The organism is Mucilaginibacter sp. P4_E8 (assembly GCF_056401495.1).
In genome coordinates, this window is sequence record NZ_JBFUJG010000027.1 from 36,761 (window position 1) to 59,416 (window position 22,656).

Genomic DNA, 22,656 nt, shown 5'->3' on the forward strand with positions numbered 1-22,656 from the left:
GTTGCATATGCAAAAGTTCGTTAATGTCCTATGCGATTGCCGCGCTACGCTACGCAATGACACCTTATTCTTGAAAGACTTACGAAGTTTTAAAAACTTCGTAAGTCTGAAATTCAGGACCCCGACTCAGATAGTTTATCCCCAGTTAAAATCAACCACCCTGTTATTCAGTTTCCATTTAGTGGGCTGCATATTGGTCATCCAGTCTAAAGGTTCGGCTATGGGTTGTACTTTGGCGGCGTTGGCGAAAGCCTGTTTTACAGCTGCCCGTTGTTCAGTTCCCAAAGCTTCGGGTTGGGCCGATATGAAGAGCGGCGCGGCGCTTTCGGCCAGTAATTGCAGCCATTGTTTATTTTTATCCCAGGGCACATCCTTGGTTAAACCAACACAATCACCGTCGGCTGCATAAAAGGTATTATTTTGCGGTAAGCGGAAAGCCAGTGTATTAACGCCCATTTTACGGGTGCGGGCCCACTCCTTGCCACTGGTATCATCGCCAATACGACAAAGTTCAAACACCCCGGCCGACAGATGGCTCATGGTATTGCAGCCAATAATGTACATATCATTGCCGGCGGCCTGCCGGATAGCGCCATACAGGTCACTGATGATCTCGGCAGTAGTTTTACTGCGGTCGTTAAAGTTCCAGCCGGGAGCGGTTATACTGTTCTTCATATCAAAACCCCAGCGGCCGGTAATATCATAAGTACTAAAATCATGTTTTACCATATCATAACCCCACTGCTTATAAACATCGAAGTTGTGTTTAATGCGTTCGATGTTTTCGGGAATGGTTGGGTCAAGTACCGGATTGCGGGGATCATCCCTGCCGGGGATCTTAGGGGCCAGCAAATTGACCTTTTCATCATGGCGGGCACAAAGCGGACGCATCCACAAACCGGGACGCATACCGAAGTTTTTGATCTCATTGGCCAGCAGGTGCATGTCTTTAAATTTATCATTTGGCTTCGAAAAATCGTCGTTCCAGCCCCCATCACCAGGTAGTAATGGTGAGTATTGTGCCCAACCCGCATCAATTACCGAAAACGGGCGGTTATGTGTGTCAGTAACCAGTTCGGCCATCATAGCGGTGGTTTTCTTGATCAGGTCGAAAGAATTATTACCATAGGCGAAATACCAATCGTTTATACCATATACAGGCTGTTTTGGCAGGCGTGGTTTAGGGCACATCATACCGCAAAACCTGCGGGTAGTATGAAATGGGTCTTCACCGGGTTTACCATTAGCAGTAATGATATCGGCAGCATGAAGCTCACGAGCGCCCAGCAGCACACCGTTGCCGCCCGAATGGGTATCTAAAGTAAGTTCCAAACTATCATTACTTAATTCCCACCAGCAAATACTTTTAGCCCCGGTTTTAACTCCGAAACAGGCGGTTTGCTTGTCGTCATGTATGATTACATACCAGGGATTTTTAACACCAGTGGGTTTAGTTTTCCATTCCAGGTCACCGTAGGAACGCTCCCAGTGGTCGCCCAAAAATTTGGTGTTTGGCAACAGGTTATGCTTCCACTTTAAGCGCACCGCGTTTAACTGCAGTGTTGGAGATTGTACAAATACGCCCTTTGCATCACCACTGTTTTTTAAAGTGACGATAATATTCTTATAGGTAAATAACGATCCGTTAGTTCCTGTAAGTTTAAACCATTCATTGCCGGTTTGTGCCCAAACTTCGTCGGGAGCATTAATCGCGGTTGTTTGGGTTGATGTTGCATACGTGAGCCTGCTGAAAAGCACGGCAGCAGCAGTAGTAGCTGAAAGTTTTATAAAATGTCGCCTTTGCATAGTTAGATATTGGTTATACAACATTACTAAAAGGTTTCAGCTATTGGAAATGATTTTTAAAATTGGAGGGATGAGGTGAAATTGTTTTTTGTCTGAACCACGATTTTTAGGATTGAAAGATTACCGCGATTTGTTGAAAACTGAAGTAAACCCTTAAATCTAATGCATCCGTTTAATCGAGGTTCAGACAAATTTCCCCGCCAATTCAAGCGTCAACGCTTGAATTTACATGAGGGTAAGCGTCCACGCTTACAACAGTTAAGTGAGCGTGGACGCTCTTTTAAAATATTATTTAAGCGTGGACGCTTAAAGAGGCGGTTGGGCTAAAGCCACTCTTGTTCATTTTTACCCGTTGGCTAAAGCCAACGGCAATGATAAACACTACAATAATTACAAAAATTCATTGCCGTCCCATTTATGGGATGGTTTAAGAAATTGATAACTGGCTTTAGCCTAACAAACCCGTGCAGTTTCCCCCTTGAAAGAGATGTTATGCTGCTTGAATAACACACCCCTGCCAACTCACAATCCAACACACCCCCTCTCAAAAGGGGAACCTAAATGAAATAATTTAATTATAATGTATTGTAAACTCTGTTTGCCCTTCGGCAACAGTTTTAAGACTGAATTCAAAGCCATGATTTAACAATATTTCCCGCACCAGTGTCAGGCCTATCCCCTGCCCGTCCTTTTTTGTACTAAAAAATGGCGAAAACAAATTGGCATGTTGTTCGGCATTTAAACCCTTGCCGCTATCTGTGATCACCAGTTTCCGCTCGGCAGGCATAGCTGTGAATTTCATTACGCCGGTGCCCTCAATAGCCTCAATGGCATTTTTTACAATGTTTATCAACGCCTGCTCCAGTTGCTGCTCATCGGCCATTATATTTATAGCATCATTGGGCAGATTAAATTCAAATGCTACGCCATTTTCCTGTGCCTTTACGGCCATTAATTTAGCCACCGAATTTATCAGCTTTTGCAGTACAATGGGTTGCTTATTGGCTTTGGGCAATTTAACCAGATCGGCAAAATTGCGCATAAACAGGTTAAGGTTTTGGTTACGGTCCATAGCCACTTGCAGGGCATCTTTTAAAGAATCAAAATCATGGCTTTCCCAAAGCTGGTCTGTTTTCATGGCGGATTGCATGATGGAGTTAACCGGACCAATGGTATTATTTACCTCATGCGCCATCATCCGGATCACCTTGCCATAAACCTTTTTCTCGGCAGCCAGGATCTCGGCCGTCAGGTCCTCGATCATCACAAAATGGCGGGAGAAACCTCTGTCAACAAAATGCGATTTTTGCAGCTTAAATGAATTTACCCCATCCAGCTTTACCACTGCGGTTTCGCCCGATTTTAACTCCCCGATCTGCTTAAACAAAGGATGCTCCAATTCGTGAACGGAGTAACCATGCACTTGTTCTTCGGTAATGTTTAGTAGCTGAAGGACTTTGGGGTTTACTTGTTGTACACGATCGTCAAAATCAAGAATGATAATGCCGGTTGGCGAAGTATGTATCAGTTTCTCCAAAAAAAAATGCTGCTGCTCCTGCCGGGTACGCTCTGTTCTTAATTCATCCATCATCTGGTTATAAACATTAATCAGCTCATCAATTTCATGTTTGCCGGTTGATAAAAACTTAACGTTAAAATCCTTATCCTTAATGGCATCAACACCTTGCATCAGTAGTTTTAAAGGCTGTATCAGCTGGCGGTAAAGCTGCCATGCTATTACAATGGAAATGATGATAAACACCTCCGAAACGATGAAGAACACTTTGTTTTGCTCGAAAATAAAGTAAGTAAGTACCAGCGTTATCAGGTGCAGTATAACAACGAACAAGATGTATTTAGTCCTCAGTTTCATCGTACGGTATCTGGTATTTATCTAAGCGGCGGTACAGAGCGCTACGGGTAAGCCCCAGTGACGCCGCGGCCCTGCTTATTTTATTTTTATGATGATCCATGGCGCGTTTTATCATCTCCACCTCTACTTCTTCCAGTGTTAAAGTACCAACACCGGGCAATTGCATATTCCCTTTTTTAACCGGCGATAGTTCCAGTTGCGACCTGAAATCATCAATACTCAGTTCGTCATTTTTACTCACCAGTATAGACCGCTCCACCAAATTTTTCAGCTGCCTGATATTACCGGGCAGTGGCAATTGCTGCAGCCATTTCATGGCACTCCCGGCTACTGATAATTTGGGACGGTTATATATTTCCTTTAAATTATCAATAAAAAAATTAACCAGCAAGGGAATATCCTTTGGCCGCTCGCGCAGGGCTGGCAGGTAAACCGTGATCAGGTTGATGCGGTAAAGCAGATCTTCCCTGAAGGTGCCTTTGTTCACCATCTCGTTCAGGTTTTTGTTGGTGGCGCAAACCACCCGCACATCAACTGTTTTGGTGCGGCTGCTGCCCAGCACCTCATAGGTACGGTCCTGCAATACACGCAGCAGCTTTACCTGACTGCTGGCGTCCAGATCGCCTATCTCATCTAAAAAAATAGTTCCCTTGTTTGACATTTCAAAGCGACCAATCCTGTCAAACCGGGCATCGGTAAACGCGCCGCGGATATGGCCAAACATCTCACTTTCAAATAATGATGTGGATATACCGCCCAGGTTCACCTTTGTAAACGGCTTGTTGCGCCTTAAACTATTCTGGTGAATGGCCTCGGCTATCAATTCTTTACCCGTACCGCTCTCGCCCATGATCAGGATGGATGCATCGGTTGGAGCAACCCGACCTATGGTTTCCAGGATGTTCAGCATTTTAGGATCTTCTCCTATAATGTGCTGAAAATTGTAGGTTTTGTCCAGTTGCTTACGGGTACGGTGCTCGGTTTTCTTGTCCTGCAGATCGAGCAGGGTTTTAACCGATTGGATCAGGTACTCATTGCTCCAGGGTTTATTGATAAAATCATTGGCCCCCATCTTCATCCCTTTTACGGCCAGTTCAATGCTGCCCCAGCCGGTTATTAATATGACCGGGATAGCAACGTTGTGCTGTTTTATTTTTTCGAGCAAATCCATACCCTCCCGGCCTGAGGTATCTATGGAGAAGTTAAGATCAAGAATAATAAGTTCCGGCGTATTTTTCCTGACGATCTTTAAAGCATCACCGGGGTTTTCTGTACACAGCACCTCATAACCCTCACCCTTTAGCAACAGCATCAGCGAGGTTCTTACAGCCAGATCGTCATCAATAACCAATATCATAATAGCAGGTTAATATCGTAATTATTCTTCATGTAACGCCACCGCCGGATAAATTGCCGCCGCCTGCCTGCCCGGGTACAGCGAACATAAAAACACCAGCAGGTAAATAAACAGAATAGCCAGCAGCATAGCGGTAATATAAATACCTGCCTGTAAATCAAATACGTTAAGCAAGGGAAACTGTACGGCGAAAAACACCCCTATAATCAACGACAAGGTGGCCAATATAAGTGACTCTGCGATGAGCTGTGATGAAACCGAATTGCCGGTAGCCCCTACCGCCCTGCGCAGCCCAATTTCACCACGCCTTTTATTGATGTTATACCAAAGCACTCCAAATAAGCCAAGCGCAACATTAATAACCAGGAAACAGCCCACTATTGACATGATGATCATAGGCACCAGGTTAAAATAATTAATCTCTGTGCGTTTGTTAGTAAAATGCTCAATGGATATATTTGAATCTTTCATGTAGTTGGCCAGCGTTTTATATAAACGGGCCTCAGAAGCGGCATTGGCTGTAGGTATAACTTTTATAATTATATTGCCTAACCAACGAAAAGATCCGGTATCAACACGAAAGTATAACGCGTTACCAGATGGTGAATAATCACCTTTAACCTTTAAATCCTGTATAACGCCAATTATCTTCATTTTTGATTTGCCATCACCGTCAGTAATGACCTTACCAACAGCCATACCATTGCCAAAAAGTTGTTCCTTTAAACTACCATTGATAACTACCGAAGGATATTTGCCAATGGCGTCATTTTTATTTAGCCAGCTGCCCTCAAGCAAACTGACGTTTAAAGCATTCTTGTAATTATCATCAACTGTGTATCTATTGGTACCTGTTGTTAATTTACCGTACATAACATCTCCGCCATTGGTATAGGACGAGAGCGGTACGTTATCGCTGCAGAAACTCACCTCTTTAACTACGGGCATAGCTTTCATCATTTTTTGCAGGGTTTGGTAGTACAGGTTCAGTGAGTCGGTATTTTGTGTTTTATAGGTATTGTTGTACGATACCAGCCACGCGTTTTTATAATCAAAGCCCATTGGCTTTTTATAATTGGTGTAATAATACACCAGCATAGAAAAAACAGCGAACAATACCAGAAATGAGAATAGCATTTCTATCATCAATAAAAAGTTTTGTTTCTTTTTATTCCAGATCAGCTTAAATAAATGCTTGAACATAATATTTTGATTTAAATGATTGTGAAATATCTACTGAGCTTTTAAAGCAGTTACCACATTGAGTTTTGACATGCGCCAGGCCGGATAAACCCCTGATAATAAACCGAATAAAAAACAAATAAGTAAACCAATAAACAGTACGGTGAAATTAATTGATAAAACCAGGTTGGGTATCAGGTGCGCACTGTTAAGAGCTCCTATGGCTATAAAAGATAATACTACGCCTATAGCTCCACCCAGTAATGTTAGTATAATATTTTCGACAATAAACTGATAAACCAATGTGTTTGAAGATGCACCGAATGCCTTGCGTACACCAATTTCTGATGAGCGCTCCATAATACGGGTAATGTTGATATTAACCAGATTAAGTGTGGGCAAAAGCATTACCAGCAATACAAATATGCTAATAGCGGTAAGCACCATTACCACCCCTGATTTGTTATCGTTGCCGGTATCAACGTAGCTCGCAATATAAGAACGGGCATGACACACTATTCTGATAAATTCTTTTCTCTCCATGGGCAGCCTTTGTATCATACTTTGAAATTCAGCTTGCATGCGGGGTACGTCTGACCTGGAGTTGGCCAGCAATATGCCATAAAAACGACCGCGGTAGCTTTTATCTTTTGTAAAATCCGTTTTGGCCACGGTATAAGGCAGATATATATCGCTAAAGGTCATGTAGCTGGTTACCGGTACATTTTTCACTACGCCAATTACCCGGTATTTCACATTATCGGCCTCAAAATACTTGCCCACTACCGATGGTGCATCGCCAAAATATTGTTTCTTTATATCTTCAGATATGACCGTCACCATGTCGCCTTTATCAATTTGCTGTTTTGTGAAGGCCTTACCCTCCACAAAATCATATTCCATAATATCCCAGTAATCGGCATTGGTGTATTTGTAGCTTAAGCTTATCTTTTTATTATTTACATAGGTATTAGTGCTACTGGCGCCGTTGGTTATACCAATTTTAACAGGGGTTTTTAGACTGCGCGCATAATGATCAAAAAAGTAAAAAGATAATGGCCCCGAATTCATGCCATTGTTTTTATACCACTCAGACATGCGCGAAACGTATAAAGAACGGTCACGTTTACGATCGGGGTAGCTATCTCCGGCTATCTTATCCAAAAAAGAAGTTAACACCAGCAAAATTGTAAGTGTAAAGCTGATACCAAACAAGCTGATGAACGTAAAGAACTTGCGCCTGCGCAGCACCGCTATGGCTATTTTAAAATAATTTTTGAGCATGATCTTAATGTTAAACTGTTAATTACAAAACCTGCGAGCCGTCAAATAAGCGCATCAACCTATGTGTTTTGTGGGCCATGTTTTCATCGTGCGTTACCATTACAATGGTAGTGCCTTCGTTACGGTTAAGGTTAATCAGGATCTCCATGATCTCGTTGCCCATAGCGCTATCCAGGTTACCGGTAGGCTCGTCGGCCAGGATAATTTCCGGGCGCCCCACAATAGCCCGGGCTATAGCCACACGCTGTCGTTGTCCGCCTGATAATTGGGTGGGGAAGTGTTTTACCCGGTTTGAAAGTCCTACCTTTTCCAGAGCCTCGCTGGCCAGCATTTTGCGTTCTTTGGCGGTGGTGTTGCGGTACAGCAGCGGCAGCTCTACATTATCAAGCACCTGCAAGTCATTTATCAGGTGATAGCTTTGAAAAATAAAGCCCAGCTTTTTGTTCCTGAACTGTGCCAGTTGCTTATCTGATAAATGATCGGTTTTTTGATCACTTATTTTGATCTCGCCTTTTGAGGGCGCATCAAGCAGACCGATGATGTTAAGCAAAGTGCTTTTACCACAGCCCGAAGGGCCCATGATGGATAAAAATTCGCCTTTGGCCACATCAAGGTTAATGCTGTTGAGTGCCAGGGTTTCAATAGTGTCTGTGCGGTACACTTTTTCAATGTTTTGTAAACGGATCATATCTTTAATTAGTGAATTATTGAGTTATTGAATTTGTGATTTATTGATAGGTAATTTTATGGTTATTTTCAAAGTCATATAATGATAAGTAGCGCAACTGGTAATATGCCCCCCAGAAATCGCGGAGCGATGTTATGTAATCGCGCTTGGCCTGGTCATTTTCGCGAAAGGCTATGCCCAGGTCGGTGATGCCCAGGTCGCCAAGTACATAGCGTTCGCGGGCTATTTTGTATTTTTCTGAGGCGATGCTGTCGGCTTCGGCAGTATAAACCAACTGTTCCTTCATCAAATTAAAAAGCGATACCTGGGTTACTATTCCCTGCTTAAAATTTTGCTTATCCTGCTCAACCGTGTATTCGGTAAGCTGCTGGTTGGCCAGCGCTGTTTTAGTGCGCGATTTTGACCTGCCCCAATCCAGTATGGGTACTGATAGCGTTAGTTGCACTATTTGCTGGTTTTGCGGATTATTATATACCCCCGGGATACTGGTTGCCGAATTTGAAAAACCCAGGTTGGCGTTTAGCGTGGCTTTCAGGCCAGTTTCGCCCCGGGCTTTGGCCACATCCCTTTTGGCTTCGGCAATGCGCCTTAAAAAGGCGATAGCATCCGAACGGTTGGCATAAGCCTCGGCCAAAACCTTGTCTGAGCTAACGCTCATCTCGCTAATATTTTCAGGTGTTATCAATACAATTTTGCTATCATCCTCTTGCCCGGTATAGCTACGGAGATTAAGAGTAGCAATTTCTATATCGCGCTTGGCGGTACCTACGGCTTTTTTAGCATTAATGAGCTCGAGCTGTAACTGTAATATCTCGTTTTTTGATACTTTCCCTAACTCAAACTTGGTATTGGCTATGGCCATTATTTTTTGGGTGTTATTGTAATTAGTTTCGGCAATGTGCAAGTTAACCTGCGCCAACAACAGATCAAAAAAATATCCCTCAACCGTAATAGCTATATTTTCCTGCGCTTCAATATATGCCTGCCTGCTCTCGTTATATATTAGCGGCTCAATTTTTTTATCCCACCTGAGCTGGTTAAACTGAAAAAGCGGTTGCGTATACGCAATACTATACGGAACACCATTGTACAATGCATTATGCCTGTCAAAATCAGTAAAGCGCTGCAGTTGGGTTCTGCCGTAAACGGTACCGCCGGTAGCAGTAATGCTTTGGCTAAAATCAAGTTGCAGGGCTGAATTATCGTTATGAACCGGTTGAAACAATATGGTACCATCAGGCTGTTGTGTTTGTGAAAAAGTTTTTTTAAAATCGGGCAGGGTACCGCTCAAGGCCAGTTGTGGCTGATAGTTTGATTTGTAAGTACGGTACTCCCAGTATTTTGTTTCGCGCACGGTAGCGGCCTGTTTAGCCGCTATGGAGTTTGCCTTAGCCATTTCAACCACCTGCTGCAGTGTTAACCGCAGGGTATCGTTAGCGCCGTGGCAAAATGCCGACGAACTCATGGTTAATAATAATATGATATATAAAAATTTCATTTCTTTTATATTATATATTTTCTGATACCCACTCAAACCCTCCCACCAACCGGCAGGAGGATTAATGTTATGAAGAACTCCCTTCCCACGGGGAGCTGAGTGGCTTATATCAGTTAATCGTTATTTCTGTTGAGTTTTTATATTCACTCATGTCCGAGGTGATCAACACATCGCCGGGTTTTACGCCGTCCTGTATCTCTACATAATCAAAATTGGTTAGACCTATATGAACCGTCCGGCGTTCTGCCTTACCTTTATTTACCACAAAAATGTCCTGCAAATTTGAGCCTTTGAATGCCGGGCCGTTGGCAACCCGCATCACTTTATTATGCGTTGCGGTCACCAGGAAAACATCAACTTTCATATTGGGCCGAAGCAGCTTGCTGGACCGGTCATCAAGCTGTATATCAAAAGAGATGATGCTATTTTGGATAGATGGCGATACATTAGTTACATGCCCCCGCAATTGGTTATCATTAATACGGATAATTACGGGGATGCCGGTATGCAGTTCGTCAAGCGAATTATCAGATATACTACCCTGCACTTTAAAACTCCCGAGGTCGGCAATGCGGGCCAGCGTTTCGCCCTCATGTATATTAGCACCTATGTTTTTGTTTACATAAGTAATTACACCTTTGCGAGTAGCAATCACGTTGGCCAGTTGCAGTTTACGCTGTAACTCATTCAGATCATTTTCCTGTATGGCCGCGGCAATTTCGGCTTCTTTGATCTCTATCTGCATGGTTTGTTGTTTATTCTTTATTTCGTTTTCCAGTTGCTTTTTCTCCAACTGGGCCACTTTTAAGTTGAGCTCTGCCTGCTCAATACCTTCGCGGGTACCGCCACCGGCTTTAAACAGACGTTTGGCATTTTCAACTGCATCGGCCAGGTTACTGATGCGCAGCTGTTTGATATCATTGTTCGACTGGAGGTCATAAAAGCTTTTGCCCAGATCAAGCTTTAACTTGCTGATCTCGTTACGTTTTGATTCGAGCTGAAATTTTAGCTTTTCGTATTCGGTTTGGGAGGCTGATTTATCAAGGGTGATAATGGATTGCCCGGCATTCACTTTATTACCGGCATCCATCAGCGCATTTTTTATAGATGCATTGATGGGACTGGTAATGATCTCTTCAAACTCAGGCAATACTTCGCCGGTGGCGTTAATGGTATTTTCTATATTACCCGTTTCAACAATGGCGGTAGTAATTTCTGATTTTTTTAATGACGACTTGATATACCCCCGCAATACCCATATAGCCAGCACTAAACCAGCTATGCTGATCAGGGCAACCAATGCCGTTTTTCTTCTTTTTTGCGATATAACTTCAAGCGTTATTTCCTTATCCATTGTTGTACTTTTTGGATATGGGTTTGCAAGAGCTATACCAATATTAAGTAACTTATTATCAATTATTTATGAATTTTTTATTTTTAAAAAGTGATCGATTACGGACACTTTTTATGATAATGAACAGGTGGGAATGGTGTGGGTGGGAGGCGCAGGTTACCTGTAAGGAGAAAGCCGGCGGGTAGACTCACCCGATCCGCGCTTCGCTGGATCACCCTCTCTTCGCCTGCGGCGGAAAGAGGAAAAAAAATAAACTTGTCATGCTGAACGCAGTGAAGCATCTAATTACCGACATGCAAAGCTTGCTAATAGATCCTTCGTTCCTCAGGATGACAAAAAGTATAAAGATATTTGCAACGCCCTCTTTCCGCCGCAGCGAAGAGAAGGATGGCGAGCGAAGCAAAGCCAGGGTGAGTCTGTGAGAGGATAGTCACTAACTAATTATCCTTCAAGAGCTTTCTTATCTTACCTAACAGGTCGTCAATTTCAAAAGGCTTTGCTAAAAAATCATCAGCTCCGGCTTCATAGGCTGAGCGCTCGATATCGCGGCTGGCTGATATCATGATGATGGGGATACCCCTGGTGTTTTTCCTCTGTTTTAATTCACGGCAAATATCCCGCCCGTCAAAGCCCGACATCCAGATATCTAATAATAACAGATCGGGGAATTCTGTTTGCATATCTAAAAGCGTCGCCCCATTTACAGTCGACGACACCTCGTAACCTTCAAAATCAAGCATGATCTCTACCGCATCTACAATCCCCGGATCATCGTCCGCAATCATGATCTTTTTCATTTCTTCGTGCTCAAACACCACAAAAATCAAGCCTTTAATAGGCTAATTAACAGTTTGTGCAATTATTGGCATTCGCGAAGCTTAGCGTAAGAGCAGTTAAAAATGGCATATGAAACCTTCCGTATCTATATATAAAGCTATAAATGAGCGTGTATCAAAAATCAGAATAAGCAGCCGGATACAGGAAAATGATGTCCACATGCGAGACATTATTTTGGTATTCGGCTTTTGTCGATAAGGTTTTCCAGTAGGCATCTTTACCAAAAGCATCCCAATGCGCATCCCTGTCCTGTTTATTATTAAAAGTGGTCATGTACATCAGATTAGGCATGTGCGCGCCGGCTATCACTTCTGAATAAAATACGGCATTAAAGCCCAGTCGTTTAAACAGGCCTACCTCATCGCCATCATTAAACATGCGCACCTTGTTAAAGTTATATTTTTCGGTAGCGCTCTCATAGCTGCGCAGCTCATATACCCTATCGGCTTTATTACCGGTTAAATTGGGCACAGCCGGAGCCGGCATACCCGGAAATGCCTGCAATACCAGTGTTTCAATACGAGTGTAGGGGGCATCCTTAAAATCAGCATTGATATAATCCTCGCCATCGGTTAAATATTTAGTATCGGCCTGTAATTTTTTGTCGATATCTGTTAGTTTATTCAGCGACGTGAATGGGGTAAAAACGTAGATGCGCATATCGGCAGTATCCTGTTTTATGGGCTTAAAAACACCAACCTTTTTAATACCTGCCCTATGCAATGCCTGCACATATGCCTGCTCCAGGTAACGCTCTATACGGCCTTCCTGTGCCTGGGTTTTGTAATGGTATATTTTAATTTGATAATAATATCTTTTGGCTGCACTGGCCGGCGAAGCCAACGTGCACCCAATAATTAATATAACGAAAGAAAAAAGGTTAAGAATGGTTTTGTAATGTGATTTCATAAATAGGTTTAAGTGTGTAAATATAATTTCAAATGTGCTAATTTCAGCTGGTTTATTAAATGTCTTTGTCACATTTTTGTAGCACAGTATCCTAATTTATGGGTTATGCCGCAATCAACAAAAAAGCCTGTAAGCTATAGCTTACAGGCTTTTAAATATTAGGAATAAATGGATTACAACTCGCGTACCCAAATATTACGGAAACTAAGCGGTTCGCTTTTATCGCCGTGTGCCTGTAGTTTTATAGGTGTGGCGCCGTGTTTTTTGCCTTCGTATGATGGCTTACCAACGTATTGAGTTGGACCAAGCAGTTCAAAGTTATTTTCAACCAGCACGCCGTTAAAGAACACGGTAGCTCTTGCTGCTGATTTTAACGTACCATCCTCGTTAAATACTGGTGCTGTCCAAACAACATCATAAACATTCCACTCGCCTGGTTTGCGGCAAGGGTTTGCCAATGGGATAGCTTGTTTATAAATACTGCCGGCCATACCATTAACGTAAGTTTTATTGTTATATGCATCTAAAACCTGTAGCTCATAACCCGGATCGCCTTTACCTAATGATGCTAAAAACACACCGCTGTTACCGCGTGCCTGGCCTTCGCCGGTAATGTTTGCAGGAACACGCCACTCAATATGCAGCTGGTAATTAGTAAATGATTTTTTAGTTTCAATACCGCCGGTATGTTTATCAACAGTAAGTATATTGCCTTTAAACGGCCATTTTGCCGGGCTTTTATCTTCGTTTGATACCCATTCGTCCAGGTTTTTACCATCAAATAAAACTATGGCATCTGAAGGAGCATCGCCTAATACTTTAGCCGGAACAACCACCTTTGGAACAGGCTCGTATATTTCTGTGTCTTCGTGCTTAGCACCTTCCTGTGCATTAGCCATCAAAAAGCTTCCGGCTAAAAGCGCTGTTAGTATAACTGGATATTTCATATTGGTATTATAATTGGTTTAAACGTGAAGTGTATTTTTCAGGTAAGATGCACTTTTGGTGATACTTACATAAGGATCAATATTGGTGTAGTTTTCCTGCTCAACAATAAAGTGTTTAACACCGCCAAGCTTGGCTTTACCCAATATGGTTTTAAAATCAATATCGCCGTTACCAATTTCGGTGTTCAGTTCGGCATTGGTTTTGTCTCTGTCTTTAACATGTACAAAAGTGAAACGGCCTGGATGTTTTTCAAAAATTGCAACTGGATCCTGTCCAGCGCGTACAACCCAGTAAATATCCATTTCCATGTTCACCAGCTTCGGATCAGTGTTGTTAAGTACCACATCATAAAAAGTAGTGTCGCCAACAGGTTTCCACTCAAAGTTATGGTTGTGGTAGCCCAATTTTAAGCCCGATGCCTTGCAGATCTCGGCTATCTTGTTCATCTTTTCGGCTACTGCTTTGCAGTCATCAACCGTTTTTATAAAATTATGGTTTAATGAAGGTATAATGATATAGGTTTGTCCGATGGTGTTAGCCACTTCAATATAAGCTTTCAGGTCATCAGTTTTACCTTCACCAAAATATTGGTCAAGCCCATAGTGGCCGCTTGGCGTGGTAAGGCCATTATCCTTTAATAACTGACTAAAATCTTTACCTGGCAGCCCCCAGTATCCTGTTTGTTTATTGAAACCAAAGGTTTCTACCTCCTTATAACCGGCTTTTGCCACCTGGGCAATTACACCTTTTACATCCTTTGGTAACTGATCGCGCAAGCTATATAATTGCAGCCCTACAACGTTATTGCCCTTGGCCGATAGAAAATTAGGTTTCATCATTACACCTGCTGTAATTAGTCCGGCCTGTGCTAAAAATGTTCTTCTGGTTGTCATGTATTTATTTGGTTAATGTTTTTGTTAGAGCAGATCTTTTGAATAAGGTTTAAACGTCACAAATATGTACCGCCTTACGCAACGAAGCTATTTTATCGGGCTGCTTGGGTATAAACTCCTGCGCCACATAGCCTTTATGACCTACTCCTACAATAGCTTTCATAATAGCCGGATAGTATAATTCCTGCGTATCATCAATTTCATTACGACCCGGTACACCACCGGTGTGGTAATGCGCTATGTATTGGTGAAACTCACGGATATTACGGATCACATCACCCTCATCTATCTGCATGTGATAAATATCATACAGCAGCTTAAAGTTTTCAGATCCTAATCTTTTACACAGCTCGGCACCCCATGATACCCTATCGCACTGATAATCTTTATGGTCAATTTTACTGTTAAGCAGTTCCATAACCAGTACTATGTTATGCTTTTCGGCAAGGGCAACCATTGGTTTCAGGCCTTCTACACAGTTGTTCCAGCCGGTTTCATTATCCTTACCCCGGCGACTACCGCTAAAGCAGATCAGGTTTTTATAACCTGCCGCCGCTACTTTGGGGATCATTTCGGCATAGTTTTTTTGCAGCTGGGCATGAAATTGCTTATCACCGAAACCATCGGTCAGGTTTATTTCGGCGCCATTGCACATAGACGAAAACAGACCGTATTTTTGAAGCGTTGGCCAGTCGGCAGGGCCAACCAGATCAATACCTTTTATGCCGATATCTTTTGCCGCAGCACAAAGCTGCTCAACCGACATACCATTATAACACCAGCGGCATACCGCGTGGTTAATATTGCCTTTGAGGGTATCAGCTACCATTTCTTTATCTTGTTCGGGTTGTGTAAATGAGGTTAACACGCCTGATGCCGTTATAGCGGCGGTGCCGGCAAGCATATTTTTGATAGCCGACCTACGGTTTTGATTTGATGCCATGTTTTATATTTCCGTTTGTGCAGAAGGTTCCTGTATATCCAAACCTGGCTTGGTAGCCATGCTGGTTTTGTCCTTAAATAGTAGCAGAAAAAATATCAATACCACAGCCGCTATTCCTGCTGGTATAAGCCAGATGGTTTGCCAGTTATGCGTTGTGGCTGAAGTTTTCCAATGATCCACTATCGGACCTGAAATATATGAACCGATAAGCATCCCGACACCATAAGTGGCCAAAGTAATAAAACCCTGTGCAGCACTTTTAAAACGCTCTCCCGCTAAATTATCGGTGTAAATTTGTCCGGTTACAAAGAAGAAATCATAACATATACCATGCATCACAATACCGGCTATGAGCATCCATTCATTGTGACCAACATCGCCATAAGCAAAGAATATATAACGCAGTACCCAGGCTAACATCCCTACTGCAAGCATCTTTTTAACACCAAGCCTTACAAAAAACAAAGGCATAGCGGCCATGAATAACAGCTCAGACATTTGCCCCATCGTCTGTTTGCCCGCGGCGGAAGTCATACCCACCTCATTTAAAAAAGGGTTGGTAAAATTATAATAAAACGCAAGCGGGATACATATGGCTACTGATGCCAGGAAAAAAGTTAAATACGACCTGTTTTTAAGTAAACCAATGGAATCAAGGCCTATAATATCTCCGAATGAAGTTTTTTGACCTTTTTTAACAGGCGGGGTATCAGGTAATGTAAAACTTAATAATCCTAATATCAATGACGCTATCGCTGCCATTTTAAAGGTAAGCACCAATGAGCCTGATTTTTCCCATCCAAGCCATCCGATTGTTAAACCGGCAACTATCCACCCTGCGGTACCGAACACTCTTATCCAGGGAAATTCTTTACTCGGGTTTTTCATTTGTTTAAATGATACCGAGTTCACCAATGCCAGGGTTGGCATATAAATGATCATGTAGAACAATATATTCGGATAAAACTTATCAAAATCGGCAATTGTGGTAGCATAAAAAAGCGATGCGGCCCCCAGCAGGTGCAGAACACCTAATATTCTTTGCGCCGAAAAGTATTTATCAGCAATAAGTCCTATTACAAAAGGTGCTATAATTGCTCCTAATGATTGTGTTGCATAAGCGCCTGCATTTTGTGTACCTGTTGCCTTTAACGTTACCGTTAAATAAGTACCCATTGTAACAAACCATGCTCCCCAGATAAAAAACTCCAGGAACATCATTGTAGAAAGTTTTACCCTGATTCCAGTGGTCATAATTATTTTATAAGGTAGATAAACTCAGGTTATTTTTTTAACGACAAAATATACTTCACGATCTCTTTTGCGTCATTCACAGCAAGCGCCGGATGTGCAGCCATCGGAATATCACCCCAGTTACCTTTACCACCTTTTATTATTTTATTGGCCAGTGTATCAATATTTGCCTCAGTAGGTGGGTATTTAGCCGCAATATCCTGAAATGCAGGGCCAATTACCTTAGTATCAACCTTATGACAAGTATTGCAATCAGAAGCTGCCATTAAACTTGCGCCGGTTGATGATCCTGCTTCTCCGCCGGCCGCTTCAGTACCGGTTTTTGTAGCATTGGTATCAGCATCAGAGCTTGTTGCTTTCGCGGTTTGATTTGATGCCTTAGTGCTATCAGCGCCCCCTGAGTTTGAACTGCCGCCGCAAGCAGTAATCGCTACACTGATACAAAGAATAAAAAATGCCTTTTTCATACGTGATTTGTTTTTTTTAATAATAACCTGCCAGGATCATAACTGTTTTACTCTATTAATCCTGGCGGTTTATACCTTGATTTTAAATTGTGTGATTAATGAGGGCGAAAAATACAATTTTTTATAATAAGTAGGTGTACTTTTTACACGGTAGCTGTTTTTAATGATGTTGTTTTTTTTCTTCCCCTCATGTAAAATACCAAACCGGCAAAAGCAACTACCAATGCCACCGGAATGATAAGGGTAGTATTTAGTACTTCGGGGCCGGCTGCTGATCTGGCCGCGTCAAAAGCTTTGGCCATATCTGTCCCCGCGCCTGCTGATCGATAAGCATCGAGATTAGCCCCTGCCGGAAGTTTTTGAATCATGATAGCATCATAATGCCCGCCCATAAATATCATGTAAATTGACACGCCAAACATACCAGCCCCGCCCATCAGGTTTAATCCTACTGCTCCTGTTCGTGGCAGGTTCTCTGCTACAAACCCTATCATACAAGGCCAGAAAAAAGCAACTCCTAATCCAAAAATAACAGCTGCAAAATAAATGGCATCGCCATGCAGGTGGATCATGAGGTAAATACCCAATGCCGACAAAATTGCCGAGATAAGCAGTACGCCCTGCGGAGCCAAACGGTGTACAATAGGACTTGCAAACGCCCTGCCCAACACTTGTACAGACGCCACGAAAGTAAGGATCAGGATAGCGTTGTTAGTAACGGTTTTGAACAATACATCCGTCCACTGATTGGTAAATAATTCTGTAATAGCTGTACCGAACATACATACGATCATGAACAGAAACAAAGGATTACCAAGCGCCTTATACATATCGCTTGTGCTGACACCAGCCGATACCCTTTCGGTAACCGGGAACTTTAATTTAGAGAACAGGAACCCATAAATGAGTGTAGGGATAAGCATAATGGCTACTTCCAGTTGAGAGATCCAGTAGGGTTTAGGAGATACGCCATGTGCAAGCGCGGTATCCAATCCGAACACGATCAGGGTACCGATAACAATACCCGCCGGGAACCATAAGTGAAAGTGGTTTAGTTTGGTGGTTTTATTATCCGTGTACAGGGAAGCTACCAAAGGATTACAGGATGCTTCAACAGTACCGTTGGCAATCCCGATCATTAAGGTAGACAGGAACAAAGTCCAATATCCGTTTGCAAAAATTGTGAGCAGGATACCTATTAAATGGAAAACAAAGGCTGATACCAGCAATTTTTTCATGCCGATAATATCAACAATAAACCCTCCTACTATAATAGCCAATGGAAAGCCCCAGAAAGCAGTTGCAGCAATTGTGCCCAGTTCTGAGCCATTCAGATGAAATCTGACACCCTGATCGTTCAATATACCGGCACGGATGCCAAATGACAATGATGTTACTAACAGGGATAAACAACTGGCCCTGAAAAGCTGCGTACGGTTAATGGTTTGCATTTAAAGATATTTAGGTTAAATTAATTGGTTAATTGGCTATATCAAATGTAATGCTTTTATTAATCTGTAGAGGTTGTCATGCTGAACTTGTTTCAGCATCCCACATGCAAAGTTTACCTATTACATATTGTTCACCCTGCATGTGGGATCCCGAAATAAATTCGGGATGACTTACATTTTGTGTGTTATATCCCCAGTGTTTTGCGGTTAAACGCTTCATCAGAGCCTGATGCCGCAAAATCGTCAAACGCGCGTTCGGTAACCCTGATGATATGATCCTTAATAAAGGTGGCGCCTTCTCTTGCACCATCTTCGGGATGTTTAAGCGCGCATTCCCATTCTAATACGGCCCATCCTTTATAATCATATTGGGTTAATTTACTAAATATACCTTTAAAATCAACCTGTCCATCGCCCAATGAGCGGAAACGGCCGGCGCGATCAATCCAATTCTGGTATCCGCCGTAAACACCCTGCCTGCCGGTAGGGTTAAATTCAGCATCCTTTACATGGAACATTTTAATGCGCTCATGATACAGGTCGATATATTCTAAATAATCCAGGCATTGCAGTACAAAGTGCGATGGATCATACAGCAGGTTTGCCCGTTTGTGGCCTTTTACCTTATCCAAGAACATTTCATAAGTGATACCATCATGCAGGTCTTCGCCCGGATGGATCTCATAACAAAGGTCGATTCCGTTTTCTTCGTATACATCCAATATCGGTGTCCAGCGTTTAGCCAGTTCGTCAAAGGCGGTATCAACAATACCGGCAGGGCGCTGCGGCCATGGGTACATCATAGGCCAAAGTAAAGCGCCGCTGAAGGTAACCGAGGCGTTAAGCCCTAAATTTTTTGATGCCTGTGCCGCGTATTTTACCTGTTGCACGGCCCATTTTTGTCTTTCGGCCGGATTATTACGATAAGCCTCGGGCGCAAACGCGTCAAAAAGCGAATCATACACCGGGTTTACAGCTACCAGCTGCCCTTGCAGGTGAGTGGATAGCTCTGTAATTTCCAGGCCTGCTGCATTTACGATGCCTTTTATCTCGTCGGCATAGGTTTTGCTTTCGGCTGCTTTTTGCAGGTCGATAAAACGGGCATCATTGGTAGGTAGCTGAACGCCTTTGTAACCCAGGCCCGCGGCCCATTTACAAATGGATTCCAAACTGTTAAACGGTGCTGTATCGCCTATAAACTGCGCTATAAATATGGCTGGTCCTTTGATGGTTGTCATAATTTTTTAAATAGAAAATTCAGTCCACTTTTTATCTGATTTGCCCGATGCGATCACATTTTCAATAAATGCCATGCCGCGGACACCTTCTTTAATTCCGGGATAATCCAACTCCTCTGGGGTAGCGGTTTTACCTTCAATACCTGCCTTTACCGTTAAGGCAAAATTGCGGTACAGGTTGGCAAATGCTTCCAGATAACCTTCAGGGTGGCCCGGAGGGGTACGGGTATTATGCTGCGCGAATGAGCTGGTGTAACCACCGCCTGTGCGCCATACTTCCATTGGTTTATCGGTATACATGAGGGTTAAGGAGTTAGCATCGCTCTGGTGCCATTCTAAACCACCCTTTTCTCCATAAACACGTATTTTAACATTATTCTCTTCGCCGGCGGCAATTTGTGTAGCGGTTAATACGCCACTTGCCCCGTTATTGAATTTAAGCAGCGCGGCGCCATCGTCATCAAGTTTACGGCCTTCTACCACTACATTAATATCGGCACAGATCTGGGTTACTTCCAAACCGGTCACATACTCGGCCAGATTAAAAGCGTGTGTACCAATATCGCCCATAGCGCCCGCGATGCCGCTTTTACCGGGATCGGTACGCCATGAGGCCTGTTTGTTATCGCCTCCTTCTAAAAAGCTGCTGAGCCATCCCTGCGGATACTCCACATACACTTTGCGGATAGCACCAAGCTTGCCTGATTTTATGAGTTGTTTAGCCTCTTTTACCATAGGGTAGCCTGTGTAGGTATGGGTAAGGCAAAATAGTTTGCCCGTTGCTTTTACTACTTTTTCCAGCTCCTTAGCTTCGGCCAATGAGAAAGTCATGGGTTTATCTAAAACAACATGGAAGCCGTTCTCCAGCGCCATTTTTGCCGGATCAAAGTGTACATGATTTGGTGTTACAATACTGATCACCTGTACACGCTCGCTCTCAGGCAGTTGTTTTTCTTTTTCAATGAGCTCGGTATATGAGTTATATACACGATTAGCAGGGATATCCAGCAATAAACCGCTGGCTTGTGATTTTTCGGCATTACTACTGAATGCACCGCAAACCAGTTCATATTCGCCATCAATACGGGCGGCAATACGATGTACGGCGCCAATAAACGCACCCTGACCGCCGCCGATCATTCCTAATCTTAGTTTCATTTTAGTTTATAAAAGTATCAAGTAATTAGTATCAAGTAGCAAGATCTTGAGTTTAGTATCAAATATCAAGCCTTGTTCTCATCTTGATACTAATTACTTGATACTTGATACTAAAACCTAATTCTTTAGGTTGCCCAGGCTTTGTCGCCTTTTTTGTAAGGTACGTTGCCGTCATAACGGCCAGGTACAGCTATATAGCGCAGGGCTTTAGTTGCACCAACTTCTGATGTAAAGAAGCCTAACAGGGTTAGTTCCTTCATCATCCTGAAATAATGGTTAGGATCTTCCGGTTTCTTGGTTTTGGTATAAGCCTTTTGCTCTTTATCCAGCTCGCTAAGCAATTCGGTGCGTTGCGTAGCATCGGCCTCCATAAACTTTTTACCAAATTTTTTCTTGCTGGCATCGTCAAGGTCAGAAATACCTTTTACAAATATTTTCTGATCTGAAGGTTTATAGCAATCCTGAACCATCAGAGCCATAAAACTGCCAACATCTGCCGCTTTAGCACCAGGTGTTGAAGTAGCAGGCAAAATGGTTTCGCCAACTTCGTTAAATAAAGCAACGTTATCCTGATCAAACAGTTCGTTTACTTTTTTTGAAGTTGATTTACATCCGGAGATAAAAAACTCGGCTCCTATTACGGTACCTCCAAGTATTAAACCAACCCGGCCAATAGCTTCTCTTCTATTCATGATTTAGTTATTGAGTTATTTAATTATCGAGTTAATGAATTATCGAATTATTGATTTAACAACTATTGAGTCATTACATGCTGATCTTTTAAAAATCAACAATTCAATAACTCAATAATTCAACCCTATTTAACGCTTACGCTTTTAGTTTAAATCCATCAGGATAATCCCTTTGGATGTATTGGTTAACCGCATCAAAGTTGGTAACCTTCATTGCTTTGTTATCCCATAACAGTTTCACATCGCCGCCTTTAAGGTCATGACCGCGTACAGCAAGGTTTGCCATTAACAATGCTTCGGTAAGCGGACCAGCCTTATCAAATGACGAGCTTAGTTCGGTTTTACCGTATCCGGCTATACAGCCTTCAACCCATTGCGCATAGTGGCCATTTGCACCACCCGGTACCCTTTTCCATTTCTCAGGTGCTTTAGCACTTTGAGTAAGTGATTTAGGCAACAGCGTTGCAGCATCAGAATAAGTACTGGCATACATTTTACCTTTTGTACCAATGAAAAGCGTACCATTACCTTCTTCGCCGCCAAATTTTTCACTTGCCAGCAACTCATTTGGTCTTTCAGGTTCAATACCGCCATCCATCCAGTGCATGGTTACATCACCTTTGGTTTTATCAGTTTTTGGGAAAGTTAAAGTGATGTGGCTTGACGGAGGACAGCTTTCAGGGAAGCTGCCTTTTTTAAATTCGTCAACATAAACACTGCCTACGCTGGCCTGTACATCTTTAACATATTGTAAACCTAGTACACGGAAAGGAGCTTCAACAAGGTGGCAGCCCATATCGCCCAGGGCGCCGGTTCCGTAATCC

19 protein-coding genes and 1 pseudogene are annotated in these 22,656 nt (G+C 42.8%); all 20 read right to left on the minus strand.

The genetic code is table 11. From position 1 onward, the window contains the following. Positions 1–135: 135 nt before the first annotated feature. Positions 136–1,806, minus strand: coding sequence for an alpha-amylase family protein (locus tag AC1DRQ_RS13040; protein ID WP_477424990.1), 1,671 nt, complete (start codon positions 1,804–1,806; stop codon positions 136–138). 571 nt (positions 1,807–2,377) lie between these two features. Further along, positions 2,378–3,679, minus strand: a complete 1,302-nt coding sequence (locus tag AC1DRQ_RS13045; RefSeq protein ID WP_477424992.1) for a sensor histidine kinase — start codon at positions 3,677–3,679, stop codon at positions 2,378–2,380. Continuing rightward, a complete protein-coding gene (locus tag AC1DRQ_RS13050) occupies positions 3,663–5,036 on the minus strand; it encodes a sigma-54-dependent transcriptional regulator (protein WP_477424993.1) in 1,374 nt (457 codons plus the stop codon). Before AC1DRQ_RS13050 ends, AC1DRQ_RS13045 begins: the two co-directional genes overlap by 17 nt. A 21-nt stretch (positions 5,037–5,057) precedes the next feature. After that, positions 5,058–6,239, minus strand: coding sequence for an ABC transporter permease (locus AC1DRQ_RS13055; RefSeq protein ID WP_477424995.1), 1,182 nt, complete (start codon positions 6,237–6,239; stop codon positions 5,058–5,060). Positions 6,240–6,269: 30 nt separating this feature from the next. Further along, positions 6,270–7,502: an ABC transporter permease gene (locus AC1DRQ_RS13060; RefSeq protein ID WP_477424996.1), complete on the minus strand. Its 1,233-nt coding sequence runs from the start codon at positions 7,500–7,502 to the stop codon at positions 6,270–6,272. 22 nt (positions 7,503–7,524) lie between these two features. Continuing rightward, positions 7,525–8,190 (minus strand): ABC transporter ATP-binding protein, encoded by a 666-nt coding sequence (locus AC1DRQ_RS13065; RefSeq protein ID WP_477424998.1) that lies wholly within the window; start codon positions 8,188–8,190, stop codon positions 7,525–7,527. A 40-nt stretch (positions 8,191–8,230) separates the two neighbouring features. Then, positions 8,231–9,688 carry a TolC family protein gene (locus tag AC1DRQ_RS13070; RefSeq protein ID WP_477424999.1) on the minus strand — a complete coding sequence of 486 codons (1,458 nt, stop codon included), beginning with the start codon at positions 9,686–9,688 and terminating at the stop codon, positions 8,231–8,233. Positions 9,689–9,797: 109 nt separating this feature from the next. Continuing rightward, positions 9,798–11,042 (minus strand): efflux RND transporter periplasmic adaptor subunit, encoded by a 1,245-nt coding sequence (locus AC1DRQ_RS13075; protein WP_477425001.1) that lies wholly within the window; start codon positions 11,040–11,042, stop codon positions 9,798–9,800. A 437-nt stretch (positions 11,043–11,479) separates the two neighbouring features. Continuing rightward, positions 11,480–11,839, minus strand: a complete 360-nt coding sequence (locus AC1DRQ_RS13080; RefSeq protein ID WP_429396472.1) for a response regulator transcription factor — start codon at positions 11,837–11,839, stop codon at positions 11,480–11,482. Between the two features lie 154 nt (positions 11,840–11,993). Further along, a complete protein-coding gene (locus tag AC1DRQ_RS13085) occupies positions 11,994–12,788 on the minus strand; it encodes an NIPSNAP family protein (RefSeq protein ID WP_477425003.1) in 795 nt (264 codons plus the stop codon). A gap of 173 nt (positions 12,789–12,961) precedes the next feature. Continuing rightward, the gene (locus AC1DRQ_RS13090) at positions 12,962–13,735 is read right to left on the minus strand and encodes a 3-keto-disaccharide hydrolase (RefSeq protein WP_429396466.1); all 774 of its coding nucleotides are present in this window, start codon (positions 13,733–13,735) and stop codon (positions 12,962–12,964) included. 18 nt (positions 13,736–13,753) lie between these two features. Continuing rightward, positions 13,754–14,629, minus strand: a complete 876-nt coding sequence (locus AC1DRQ_RS13095) for a sugar phosphate isomerase/epimerase family protein (RefSeq protein ID WP_429396463.1) — start codon at positions 14,627–14,629, stop codon at positions 13,754–13,756. A gap of 49 nt (positions 14,630–14,678) precedes the next feature. Beyond that, positions 14,679–15,572: a hydroxypyruvate isomerase family protein gene (locus AC1DRQ_RS13100; RefSeq protein WP_477425006.1), complete on the minus strand. Its 894-nt coding sequence runs from the start codon at positions 15,570–15,572 to the stop codon at positions 14,679–14,681. A gap of 3 nt (positions 15,573–15,575) precedes the next feature. Then, entirely contained in the window at positions 15,576–16,826 is a 1,251-nt protein-coding gene (locus AC1DRQ_RS13105) for a nucleoside permease (RefSeq protein WP_477425008.1), read from the minus strand. A 29-nt stretch (positions 16,827–16,855) separates the two neighbouring features. After that, a complete protein-coding gene (locus AC1DRQ_RS13110; RefSeq protein ID WP_429396456.1) occupies positions 16,856–17,293 on the minus strand; it encodes a c-type cytochrome in 438 nt (145 codons plus the stop codon). A 143-nt stretch (positions 17,294–17,436) separates the two neighbouring features. Next, positions 17,437–18,744 (minus strand): MFS transporter, encoded by a 1,308-nt coding sequence (locus AC1DRQ_RS13115; RefSeq protein WP_477425011.1) that lies wholly within the window; start codon positions 18,742–18,744, stop codon positions 17,437–17,439. 185 nt (positions 18,745–18,929) lie between these two features. After that, positions 18,930–19,982: a sugar phosphate isomerase/epimerase family protein gene (locus tag AC1DRQ_RS13120; RefSeq protein WP_477425012.1), complete on the minus strand. Its 1,053-nt coding sequence runs from the start codon at positions 19,980–19,982 to the stop codon at positions 18,930–18,932. A gap of 6 nt (positions 19,983–19,988) precedes the next feature. After that, positions 19,989–21,140: a Gfo/Idh/MocA family protein gene (locus AC1DRQ_RS13125; RefSeq protein ID WP_477425014.1), complete on the minus strand. Its 1,152-nt coding sequence runs from the start codon at positions 21,138–21,140 to the stop codon at positions 19,989–19,991. A 125-nt stretch (positions 21,141–21,265) separates the two neighbouring features. Further along, the gene (locus AC1DRQ_RS13130) at positions 21,266–21,832 is read right to left on the minus strand and encodes a gluconate 2-dehydrogenase subunit 3 family protein (protein WP_429396444.1); all 567 of its coding nucleotides are present in this window, start codon (positions 21,830–21,832) and stop codon (positions 21,266–21,268) included. A gap of 136 nt (positions 21,833–21,968) precedes the next feature. Continuing rightward, a pseudogene (locus AC1DRQ_RS13135) lies at positions 21,969–22,656 on the minus strand (gfo/Idh/MocA family oxidoreductase); the annotation flags it as partial.